The organism is Acinetobacter sp. SM1B (genome assembly GCF_003289665.1).
In the GTDB taxonomy this organism is placed as follows: Bacteria; Pseudomonadota; Gammaproteobacteria; order Pseudomonadales; family Moraxellaceae; genus Acinetobacter; species Acinetobacter schindleri.
In genome coordinates this window covers 2,480,418-2,491,570 of record NZ_QMBM01000001.1, presented here as the reverse complement: position 1 = coordinate 2,491,570, position 11,153 = coordinate 2,480,418, and the positions used below count along the sequence as shown (strand labels likewise).

Genomic DNA, 11,153 nt, shown 5'->3' with positions numbered 1-11,153 from the left:
CGGGATAGTCTCTCAGAATATTGACTCTCCGACAAACCCGGTACGGTTCATACTATATCAAAAGGGGGACATTTGCATTTCGAGGCAAGGAGTTCAGCATTGCTCGGTACAGGCTTGCAAGGAAGATTTGACCCTATTCCTTTTTTTATAACCAAATTGATTTAGGCACTTAAAATATGAAAATACTTAAATCTATAGTAATAATTAGCAGTAGCTTCTTTTCACTATCATGTCACGCAAAAAGTGTAGATTGGAATGATTACCAGCAAAGTGCTACCCAAATTAAAGAACCAGTTTTATTTCTGGATCAATTTGGTAGATTCTCTCAATTAAATAAAAATTTAAAATTAAGTTTAGTTGATTATGGGGATAAAAACAAAAAATATTCTGGTGGAGATTACATTCTTAAGAGTTATGGCGTCGAAGTTTTAAATAATCAAAAAAATTATATTTTATATCAAGGTACTGTGCCTTTAAAATCAACTGTAGATTTAAAAATACTTTATCAAGATAAAAAAATAGTTGCCTTTCGGATAAGGGAATTTAGTGAATTAGATTATGTGAAAAGACCTTATAAAAAATTTATATCTAACTTTTTTATATATAATAAGTTGTCAAATTTAGTTATTGAAGCTCCAGTAGTAAATTCTTCATCTACTAATTTAGAAAGTGATTATGGGAGTATATTGGCTGGTGATAATTTTTCTTATATTAAAGAAGAGAAAAAATATTTATATAATGCAAATATTAGAGAAAGTAACAGGAAAATTAATGACTATAAATTGATTTTAGATTCAGATTTAAAGTGCTTAACATTTACTCTAGGGTGTGAAAATATTAATTATAGAAATTTTCTTGAAAAATAATTTTTTAGATTGCTACATTATAGTGAATGTAGCATTCATCGACCTTATATTTTACCCTTCCAAAACCTCTTCCAGCAACTCTTCACTCGGCGCAAAGTAATACGCACCATCCATGGGAGTTACGAAGTGGAGCAAACGGTCATGGATTCCATCGCCAGACGTACCGAACATACGCTCTAACATGGCATCAATAATGTTTAAATCTTTGGTGTAGGCAATGAAGAACAGGCCTTGGTCACCACGACCATCACCATAAGGCAGGGAATGACGTAAAATCTCCATTTCTTCACCTTCCTCGTCTTCAACTACTGTACGAGCAACGTGTGCATTGGCAGGTTTTACATCATCATCGAGCTCAATTGATTCAAGCTTGGTACGACCCATCACTTGCTCTTGAGCATCAACTTTTAGCTTTTTCCATTTTTCCAGATTATGCGCATAACGCTGTGCAAAAATAAATGAACCATCCTGGAAAATACCGGCATCTTCACCGACTAAAGCGACTTCAGCGCGATCATCCGGGAATTGCGGGTTTTCAGTACCATCGATGAAGCCAGTAATATCACGTCCATCAAAATAGCGGAAGCAGACACGTTCATCCAGCACTTCAACTTGATCGCGAATTCCTTCAAAGAAAGCCTGACTTAAAGCAAAGCAGATATCAGCACGTGCGCTAGCAATATGAATCAGTACATCTGCAGGAACAACAGGCATATCAAACGAACCTTGAATCGGCTCGAGTTGTTTAAAGCCTACAGGAGCTTGGTGATAAAGTTTCGCCCACAATTCAGGACCAAAAGCCACGCCTGTTTTAATTTGCGCATTAGGATGTTGAGTAATCAGACGATCACGTGTCGTAAATAATTGCTCTAATTGCTCTTTAAAATCTTCAATGCTGAGATCTTTAAGACGTAAAACAATAAAACGAGCATGATCTGAAGGTAATGGCAAAATTACAGATTGGGCTGTCATTCATGGCTCCTGTAATAAAAATTCCTGTATTTAATCGAACTATTGTGCCTGAAGCCATACAGGGTGAATAGTATTCAGATTAAATTTTAGCGAGATTTTGATCTGAATATATTTGAAAAGTCATATAATACGCTTCAAGTTTTCTATCGAGCAGATTCATGTCCTATCAAGTTTGGTTTGCCTACATGCTGGCCTGTTGGGTGATTAGCATTTCCCCGGGTGCGGGCGCCATTGCTTCGATGTCGAGTGGCCTGAATTACGGTTTTCGACATGGCTACTGGAATGCTTTAGGCTTGCAGCTGGCTTTACTGGTTCAAATCGCCATTGTCGCTGCCGGGGCAGGGGTACTGTTTGCGACATCACCTTGGGCATTTCTGCTGGTGAAATGGTTCGGTGTGGGCTATCTGCTCTATCTAGCATATTTACAGTGGACTGCGCCGATGCAGTCGATTGAGATTCAACATGAATTAACCCGTAAGTCAGCGGGGAAATTGGTGCTGTATGGTTTTCTTGTGAATATGAGTAATCCAAAGGCAATTGTGTTCCTGCTTGCGGTGTTGCCACAGTTTCTGGATCTGTCCAAACCTCAGTGGATTCAGTACGTGATTATGGCAGCAACCATGGTCACCATTGATCTGATTGTGATGGCGGGTTATACCGGATTGGCAGCGAAAGTTTTAAGATTATTGACATCAGCAAAGCAACAAAAAATATTAAATCGCAGCTTTGCCGTGCTGTTTGCCTGCGCTGCAACCTTGCTCAGTTTGGTGCATCAGGCTTAAACATAAAGGTGCATCACGCAAAAATAAAACAATGTGATGTCGCTAACTTTTGAATACAAAACATAAAAATAATAAAAGAGGTATTCCTATGTCTGGTCAATTCGACTGCGTGTCTATTATTAAAAAACCAACCATCCACGAATATGGCTGTTGTATCAGTCATTGCATTCAGTTGTCGGATGGCACTCAAAAAACTTTAGGTGTGTTCCTGCCGACAGAACAGCCAATCGTGTTTGAAACTGCTGTAGCAGAACGTCTGGAAATTATTTCCGGTGAATGTCTGGTGCAGATCGGTGAGGATGCGCATTATCAGCGTTATGTACCAGGACAATCTTTCTATGTACCTAAACATAGTCGATTTAAACTGTTATGCCGAGAAGTTGTGGATTATGTTTGCCACTTTGAATAGGGGGTGAACTTACTCAGGTCGAATTTTTAGCTGTTTCAAAAAATCTTGTTCGGTCATCACGATAATGCCGTGTTGTTGCAACAGGGCAGCAGTGACGCCTTGGCCTTGAATTTTTGTCCTAGTAAATGATCCATCATAAATCAGGTCACTGCCACAAGATGGGCTATTGGCTTTGAGGATGGCATGTGTCACTTGAAATCTTCGGGCAAGATCTAAAGCAGCATAGGCGCCTTGAATAAAAGCCTCTGAAATATCTGTACCATTTATATCGACAACATGAGCGTGGCGTAGCAGTATATCGTGACCATTTCCAGATTGAATCTCGGCAGGCGGGCGGGGGATGGCTAAGCCACCACTGACTTCAGGGCAAAGACTGACATATTGAGCAGGTAGCAGATGTTGCAGTAGTTCCTTGAGCAGACAATCCTGTCCATCGTAACGGACTTTATGACCGAGCAAACAGGCACTAATCAAATAGCGTTTGCTCAGCATGACTTAACTCATTTTCTTAAATTTCTGGATACAGAAGATCAGGGCAAACAGCACTGACATGGTCAGGACAATGGTTAGACCTGTCGAAGTATTGAGGCCTGCACTTGACCAGAGACCAACTGTTACCCCAATCTGAGCAATCACGAAGGCCCAGATCACCATTTGTCTTGGTGAGTTCGCCAGCAAGCGAGCCGTCAGTGCCGGAATGACCAGCAGGGCTCCCATTAGAAGTGAACCTACTGCTCGAAGTGCCAATACGGTGAATAGGGCCAGTAACAACATAAAGATCAGGCGTTGTAATTTGGCATTCACACCTTCGCTGATCGCCATATCAGGATCAATGGCAATCTGGATCTGTGCCTGCCAGCTTTTATAAATCACAGCCAGTGCAACAATAATCACCACAGCAAAAGTGGGTAAATCATTCCAGGAAATCGTCAGCAAATCACCGAACAGATAACTCAGCAGTTCTGGTCTTAAACCCGGTAAATGCTGAATGAACAATAAGCCTGAGCAGAGTAGGGTGGCTGAGCAGAGGGCAAGCAAAGCATCGTTCGGTAAGCGAGGATCATACAGCACCCATAAAATAGCCACCAGCAACAGGGCAATAAAGGTCACACCGATCCACAGCGGTAGACTCATGGCACCAGCAATGGCAACACCCAATAAAGTGCCATGTGCCATGGTATCAGCAAAGAAAGACATACGACGCCACAGCATCAGACAGCCCAGCGGAGCAGTCAAAAATACCAATAGTGTTCCCATGATCCATGCAGGTAAAAGGAGTTGTAACCAGTCCATCATGGCTTAAGCTTCCGGCTCGGGGTGAATATGCGGTCGTGTATCATGCTGACAGGGTGTTGCAGAGTCGCCATGGGCACAGTGATCATGATGATGCTGGTAGAACACCCGATTGGTGCCAAAGATCGCCTGATATTCTGGATGTTGCTGCACACTTTCCGGTAATCCGCTACAGCAAATATGTTTATTCAGACAAACTACACGATGCGTACCTTGCATCACCCATTGCAGGTCATGTGAGACCATTAAAATGGCACAGCCATATTTTTCTGGCAGGCTACGCACATATTCATACAGTTCGGCTTCGGATTGGATATCCAGACCTTGCATGGGTTCGTCTAGAACCAGGATATCCGGCTGGCGTAGTAAAGCGCGTGCTAATAATACACGTTGACGCTCACCGCCAGAAAGCTGTTGAACTTTGGAATTTTCCAGCTTGGCAATACCGGTATCACGGATGATTTCAGCTTTAATAGCTGAAGGACATTTCTCGAGTGCCAACAGATCTTTTACCCGTAGCGGCAAGCTATGTGAAGGATTGAATTTTTGTGGCACATAAGAAAATTTCAGCTTACGCGCCGTATTAATCTCACCGGATTGCGGTTTCACAATTCCGAGCATAACTTTAATTAAAGTCGACTTGCCGGCACCATTTGGACCAATGAGTGTGACAATCTCTTTCTCCTGCAAAGAGAAATCAATGGCTTTTAAGATGTCCCGCTGATCGATATTGACCCAAATTTTAGAAAGTTGAATCAGCGGTACGGGAGTTAGGCTTTGTTGCGACACTGCTGACAGATTCCTGAAATCTCAATGATGCTGTGATGAGCACTAAAATCATCTGAGCTTGCTAATGCGTCGAGCTGATCCAGTAATCCTTGTGCAGATGCTTCTTTTACGGCTTTACATTCGGTACAAATCAGGAAAGCTGCTTGGTGACCTTCACGTGGATGACAGCATGGAATATAGGCATTAATAGAAGTCAGACGGTGAATAAAGCCTTTTTCTAATAAAAAGTCGAGCGTGCGGTATACTGTGGGTGGTGCCGCAGGACGATCACTATTATTTTTAATCTTGGCCAACAGGTCATAGGCGCCCATGGGACCTGAAGCATTTAAAATCAGTTCGAGGACTTCCTTACGCAAGGGCGTAAGTCGCGCACCAGTTGCTGCACACAGGCTTTCCGCTTCAGCCAGGCGTTGTTCCACGTTCGGATGATCGTGTACGCCGTGCAATGCGTTGTGGTGTTCGTGCGAACAGGAACCCATAGTTCACCTCAAGTGCGAAACTGAAATTAAAAGAATTTTAAATCTTATCATGAAGCGTTATCAGTTTCGATTAGGCATAGGTATTTTTGCAAATTTGTTATATTATAACACTTAGTGTTTTTACCGCGATTTTCTCCCATGTCCCGTTTCTTTGCGTTCTGTGCCCTGGCTTTATTGAGTACCTTAAGTTGGTCACAAAGTCTGGTGTTATCTACGCATCCAATTTACCTGATTGCCAAAAAAATTACCCAAGGGGTAGAGCAGCCAACCTTATTATTGGCCAATCAGACTGGACATGATGTCAGCCTGACCCCAGCACACCGTAAAACCATTCAGGATGCGGGGCTGGTGATCTGGCTGGGACAGGCCCATGAAGCGCCTTTAGCAAAAGTACTCGAAGAAAGTAATAAAAGTATCGCAATTCTGGATTCCAGCATTATTAATCCTTTGCCAATGCGTAATCCGCGTGGTGAAGCCTTAAAAAATACGGTTGATACACATGTCTGGCTGGACCCAAATAATGCAGTTCGCATCGGTTTCTTTATTGCTGCGCTGCGTTCACAGCAAATGCCACAGTACCGTGAAACTTACTGGAAAAATGCACGTGCTTTTGCACAAAATATGCTAACGACAGCACAACGTTATAGTTCAACTTCTAAGCCACGCCCCTATTGGTCATATCATGATGCCTATCAATATCTAGAGCGTCCGCTAAACCTGAAGTTTATGGGTGCACTCACCGATGATCCGCATGTGTCACCAACGGTTGCACAGATCAAGTACCTGCAGGATACCCGCGCACAGACCAAAATGTGTCTGCTGGCTGAGGGACATGCCAATGCCAATCAGTACAGAAAACTGAACCCGGTAGTTTTCCAGCATGTAGACGAAAGCATGAATGGGGCAGGGGACTTTATCCAAGGCTGGCAACAATTAGCTGATCAAACGAACAAATGTGTGCTAAATTCTCGATAATGATTAAAAAGTGATCGAGTTTTGCTTAGTTTAGAAACGATTGAACCATCGAATTTTTCGAAGCTAAGCTCGGGAAAAGATTGCATGTTAAGGGGTGTAACTCTATAATGCCTGCGATTAAAAATAATCATCAGCTAAACTTGTCAAGCATGATTGCTGTGAGTGAATAAATAATGAGCCGAACTAGTCGCTTGATTGACCGACGATTAGCGAAAGCTTTGGTCATCTTGCAAGCAGTAATGATACCCGTTTCAGCGTTGTTAGGTTGGGTTCTGAAGGACACAACCGCAGCCTTGAGTGCAGCCTTGGGTGCATTCGTATGTTGGCTGGCGACCTGCTACTTTAGCTGGCAGTCGTTTCGTGCTGCGGGCGCGCGAGCTTCCAAACAAGTTCTATCGAACATGTATAGGGGCATGCTCGGTAAGTTTGCAATTGTGATTGTTGGATTCATTTTGATTTTAAGCAATGTCAAGCCGTTATCCCCGGTTGCATTGTTTTGTGGTTTTATACTCGTTCAAGCCATGTCGTGGGTCGCTCCGTTTTGGGTGTCACGTCTACAAAGACGAGTTTAAGCGCAGCAAAAATTGAAAAGTTTTTTCAGAAATAAGCGAGATATCAAGCAGCACGCGATATTCGTAAGTTTCATTAGTTTTTGACATTGACCAGGTGTGATTTATGGCTGCTGAAGAACATGCCCTTACTTCGACCGAGTACATCAAGCACCACTTGACCAACATGACCTATGGCAAAATGCCGGACGGTACATGGAAATTGGCCGAGAATGGTGCTGAAGCTCAACAGATGGGGTTCACTGCTATTCACTTGGATTCAATGGGTTGGTCAATCGGCCTTGGTATTCTTTTCTGTTTCATGTTCTGGATCGTAGCGAAAGCTGCAAACTCTGGTGTTCCTACCAAGTTCCAGTCTGCAATCGAAATGATTATCGAGTTTGTTGACTCAAGTGTACGCGATACTTTCCACGGAAAATCGCGTTTGATCGCTCCACTAGCGCTAACCATCTTCGTGTGGATTTTCCTCATGAACTTGATGGACTTGATCCCTGTTGACTGGATTCCTTATATCGCTCAACACGTGATTGGTAGCCTTCTTGGTATTGATCCGCACCACGTTTACTTCAAGATCGTTCCATCTACTGACCCTAACATTACCCTTGGTATGTCATTGTCTGTATTTGCGCTTATCTTGTTTTACAGTATTCGTGAGAAAGGCATTGGCGGTTTCGTTGGTGAGCTTGCACTTAACCCATTTAACCCAAGTAACCCAGTTGCAAAAGCGTTACTCATTCCAGTGAACTTGATTCTTGAATTGGTAACCTTCCTTGCACGTCCAGTTTCATTGGCTCTACGACTGTTCGGTAACATGTATGCGGGTGAGTTAATCTTCATTCTTATCGCGTTATTACCGTTCTGGATCCAGTGGGCGTTATCTGTGCCTTGGGCGATCTTCCACATTCTTGTTATTACGCTACAGGCATTCATTTTCATGATGCTGACTATCGTATACTTGAGCATGGCAAGCGAAAAGCATTAATGGTATTGCCTAACTGTCACGGGATGGTTGGGCACAATTTTTTAACTTAATTTGGTATAAAACCTAACCTCTGAGGAATTATCATGGAACTCACTTTAGGTCTAGTTGCAATTGCATCTGCTATCTTGATCGCTTTCGGTGCTTTAGGTACTGCGATTGGTTTTGGTCTTTTAGGCGGCCGTTTCCTTGAAGCTGTAGCTCGTCAACCAGAATTGGCTCCACAACTTCAAACTCGTATGTTCTTAATCGCGGGTCTTCTTGATGCTGTGCCTATGATCGGTGTTGGTATTGGCTTGTTCTTCATCTTCGCTAATCCATTTGTAGGTTAATCAGCTTAATTCCGAAATTCACTATTTGAGGAATTTGCAATGAATATCAACCTCACATTGTTTGGCCAAGCGATTGCGTTTGCGATTTTCGTCGCATTCTGCATGAAGTTTGTATGGCCACCACTAATCAATGCGATTAGTGAACGTCAGCGTAAAATCGCTGATGGCTTAAATGCTGCTGAAAAAGCGAAGGCTGACCTTGCAGATGCGCAAGCACAAGTGAAAGCTGAACTGGACGCGGCAAAAGCACAAGCGGCTCAATTGATCGAACAAGCGAACCGTCGTGCAGCGCAATTGGTAGAAGAAGCTCGTACTCAAGCGTCAGCTGAAGGTGAGCGTATTCGTCAACAGGCTAAAGAAGCTGTTGATACTGAAATCAATTCTGCTCGCGAAGAATTACGTCAACAAGTGGCTGCTCTTGCAGTTGCTGGCGCTGAGAAAATTCTTAGCCAGCAAGTTGACGCAGAAGCTCACAATGCCATGCTGACTCAGCTGGCTGCTAAACTTTAAGAGAGGCGGATTATGGCCGAACTCTTGACGTTGGCACGCCCTTACGCTAAAGCAGCATTTGCTTACGCTTCTGAGCAAGGTACAGCTGACTCTTGGTCAACTGCACTTGAATTGCTCAGTGCTGCGGTGCAAGACGAAGCATTTTCAGCTTATCTAAATCGCCCTGAGTTGACACCTGCTGAGCAGGTGACACTTTTTGCTAAAGTTTTAGGCGAAGACCAAACGCCTGCAGTGTCAAACTTTTTGACAATGCTTGCTGAAAACGCACGTTTGGCTTTGCTTCCTGAAATTGCTGCAGAATATGAACAGCTCAAATCACAGAATAACAATACTGTGGATGTTGTGATTGAATCAGCATTCCCATTGACTTCTGTACAGGAACAACTCCTTACTCACGCATTAGAGAAAAAATTCGAAGCGGCGGTAAATGTTTCTGTAGAAGTTAAACCAGAGCTTATTGCTGGTGTGGTTATTCGTGCAGGCGACCAAGTGATAGATGATTCTGCGCTTAATAAGCTTGAAAAAATGCGTACTCGTCTTCTTGCTTAAGAAATAAGAAGACTGAACTTTAAAAAGATTGAGGTATAGCGCAATGCAACAACTGAATCCATCCGAGATCAGTGCGCTCATTAAACAGCGTATCGGCGATCTGGACACCAGCGCGACCGCTAAAAACGAAGGTACCATTGTTATGGTATCCGACGGTATTGTGCGTATTCACGGCCTTGCTGATGCAATGTACGGTGAAATGATCGAATTCGACGGCGGCTTATACGGTATGGCACTGAACCTAGAACAGGATTCAGTGGGCGTCGTTGTTTTAGGTAACTACTTAAACCTTCAAGAAGGTCAAAAAGCGCGTTGCACAGGTCGTGTATTAGAAGTTCCGGTTGGTCCAGAACTTTTAGGCCGTGTAGTAGATGCTCTTGGTAACCCGATTGATGGTAAAGGCCCTATTGATGCAAAACTGACTGATGCTGTTGAGAAAGTAGCACCAGGCGTAATTTGGCGTCAATCAGTGGATCAACCTGTACAAACTGGTTATAAATCAGTAGATACAATGATCCCAGTAGGCCGTGGTCAGCGTGAGTTGATCATTGGTGACCGTCAGACTGGTAAAACAGCTATGGCGATCGATGCGATCATCGCTCAGAAAAACTCTGGCATTAAATGTGTATACGTAGCAATTGGTCAAAAACAATCGACTATCGCTAACGTTGTGCGCAAGCTAGAAGAAACTGGCGCTATGGCGTATACAACTGTTGTAGCGGCAGCGGCAGCGGATCCAGCAGCAATGCTTTTCCTTGCTCCGTACTCAGGCTGTACAATGGGCGAATACTTCCGTGACCGCGGTGAAGATGCTCTGATCATCTATGATGACTTGTCTAAACAAGCTGTAGCATATCGTCAAATTTCATTGCTTCTTCGTCGTCCACCAGGTCGTGAAGCTTACCCAGGTGACGTGTTCTATCTACATTCACGTCTACTTGAACGTGCTTCTCGTGTATCTGCTGACTACGTTGAGAAATTCACTAACGGTGAAGTTAAAGGCCAAACTGGTTCATTAACTGCATTGCCGATTATTGAAACTCAAGCGGGTGACGTATCTGCATTCGTACCAACCAACGTAATTTCGATTACTGACGGTCAGATCTTCCTTGAAACATCATTGTTCAATGCGGGTATTCGTCCTGCTGTGAATGCGGGTATCTCTGTATCTCGTGTTGGTGGTTCTGCGCAGACTAAAGTCATCAAGAAATTGTCTGGTGGTATCCGTACTGCACTTGCACAGTACCGTGAATTGGCAGCGTTTGCTCAGTTCGCTTCTGACCTTGACGAAGCAACTCGTAAACAGCTTGAACACGGTCAACGCGTAACTGAGCTTATGAAGCAAAAACAATATGCTCCATACTCAATCGCTGACCAAGCTGTATCAGTTTATGCATCTAACGAAGGCTATATGGCTGACGTAGAAGTGAAGAAAATCGTAGACTTTGATGCTGCGTTAATTTCTTACTTCCGTTCAGAACATGCTGCAGTTATGCAAAAAGTTGACGAGACTGGTGCTTGGGACAAAGATATCGAAGCTGAATTCAAAGCGGGTATTGAAAAGTTCAAAGCGACTCAAACTTACTAATTTAGCAACTTGCTAATTAGTGTTGGTTTGGTTCACGGAATCAACCTTCGAGGGCTCGAAA

The 11,153-nt window shown here is 43.4% G+C and carries 15 protein-coding genes; 10 read left to right on the top strand and 5 right to left on the bottom strand.

From position 1 onward, the window contains the following. The first annotated feature begins 176 nt into the window (after positions 1-176). Positions 177-866, top strand: coding sequence for a hypothetical protein (locus C8322_RS12025; protein WP_004814229.1), 690 nt, complete (start codon positions 177-179; stop codon positions 864-866). 51 nt (positions 867-917) lie between these two features. On the opposite strand, the gene C8322_RS12020 is transcribed toward C8322_RS12025, so the two are convergent. Further along, positions 918-1,838, bottom strand: coding sequence for a Dyp-type peroxidase (locus C8322_RS12020; protein ID WP_004814231.1), 921 nt, complete (start codon positions 1,836-1,838; stop codon positions 918-920). 158 nt (positions 1,839-1,996) lie between these two features. Between C8322_RS12020 and C8322_RS12015 the strand changes: the two genes are divergently transcribed. Then, positions 1,997-2,620: a LysE family transporter gene (locus C8322_RS12015; protein WP_004814234.1), complete on the top strand. Its 624-nt coding sequence runs from the start codon at positions 1,997-1,999 to the stop codon at positions 2,618-2,620. Positions 2,621-2,708: 88 nt separating this feature from the next. Continuing rightward, the gene (locus C8322_RS12010) at positions 2,709-3,029 is read left to right on the top strand and encodes a pyrimidine/purine nucleoside phosphorylase (protein ID WP_004814236.1); all 321 of its coding nucleotides are present in this window, start codon (positions 2,709-2,711) and stop codon (positions 3,027-3,029) included. Positions 3,030-3,038: 9 nt separating this feature from the next. On the opposite strand, the gene C8322_RS12005 is transcribed toward C8322_RS12010, so the two are convergent. Genes C8322_RS12005 through C8322_RS11990 form a run of 4 tightly spaced genes read right to left on the bottom strand, consistent with a single transcriptional unit; the run spans position 3,039 to position 5,590 of the window. Continuing rightward, complete coding sequence (locus tag C8322_RS12005; RefSeq protein ID WP_004814237.1) at positions 3,039-3,521, bottom strand: DUF523 domain-containing protein; 483 nt, start codon at positions 3,519-3,521, stop codon at positions 3,039-3,041. Between the two features lie 3 nt (positions 3,522-3,524). Further along, a complete protein-coding gene (gene znuB / locus C8322_RS12000) occupies positions 3,525-4,325 on the bottom strand; it encodes a zinc ABC transporter permease subunit ZnuB (protein WP_004814239.1) in 801 nt (266 codons plus the stop codon). Between the two features lie 3 nt (positions 4,326-4,328). Next, on the bottom strand, positions 4,329-5,111 hold the full coding sequence (znuC, locus tag C8322_RS11995) for a zinc ABC transporter ATP-binding protein ZnuC (RefSeq protein WP_004814240.1): 783 nt from the start codon (positions 5,109-5,111) through the stop codon (positions 4,329-4,331). Then, positions 5,093-5,590, bottom strand: a complete 498-nt coding sequence (locus tag C8322_RS11990; protein ID WP_004814242.1) for a transcriptional repressor — start codon at positions 5,588-5,590, stop codon at positions 5,093-5,095. Before C8322_RS11990 ends, znuC begins: the two co-directional genes overlap by 19 nt. 138 nt (positions 5,591-5,728) lie before the next feature. On the opposite strand from C8322_RS11990, the gene C8322_RS11985 reads away from it, so the two are divergent. From C8322_RS11985 to atpA, 7 genes are all read left to right on the top strand, one after another. Next, entirely contained in the window at positions 5,729-6,565 is an 837-nt protein-coding gene (locus C8322_RS11985) for a metal ABC transporter solute-binding protein, Zn/Mn family (protein ID WP_111810659.1), read from the top strand. Between the two features lie 173 nt (positions 6,566-6,738). Beyond that, on the top strand, positions 6,739-7,137 hold the full coding sequence (locus tag C8322_RS11980; protein WP_004814246.1) for an ATP synthase subunit I: 399 nt from the start codon (positions 6,739-6,741) through the stop codon (positions 7,135-7,137). A gap of 103 nt (positions 7,138-7,240) precedes the next feature. Continuing rightward, a complete protein-coding gene (gene atpB, locus C8322_RS11975) occupies positions 7,241-8,116 on the top strand; it encodes a F0F1 ATP synthase subunit A (protein WP_004814247.1) in 876 nt (291 codons plus the stop codon). Positions 8,117-8,199: 83 nt separating this feature from the next. Then, positions 8,200-8,445, top strand: coding sequence for a F0F1 ATP synthase subunit C (gene atpE / locus C8322_RS11970; protein WP_000424060.1), 246 nt, complete (start codon positions 8,200-8,202; stop codon positions 8,443-8,445). Positions 8,446-8,484: 39 nt separating this feature from the next. Then, the gene (locus C8322_RS11965; protein WP_004814248.1) at positions 8,485-8,955 is read left to right on the top strand and encodes a F0F1 ATP synthase subunit B; all 471 of its coding nucleotides are present in this window, start codon (positions 8,485-8,487) and stop codon (positions 8,953-8,955) included. 12 nt (positions 8,956-8,967) lie between these two features. Beyond that, positions 8,968-9,504 carry a F0F1 ATP synthase subunit delta gene (locus C8322_RS11960; protein ID WP_004814249.1) on the top strand — a complete coding sequence of 179 codons (537 nt, stop codon included), beginning with the start codon at positions 8,968-8,970 and terminating at the stop codon, positions 9,502-9,504. Between the two features lie 43 nt (positions 9,505-9,547). Beyond that, positions 9,548-11,092, top strand: coding sequence for a F0F1 ATP synthase subunit alpha (gene atpA / locus C8322_RS11955; RefSeq protein WP_004814250.1), 1,545 nt, complete (start codon positions 9,548-9,550; stop codon positions 11,090-11,092). Positions 11,093-11,153: the final 61 nt, after the last annotated feature.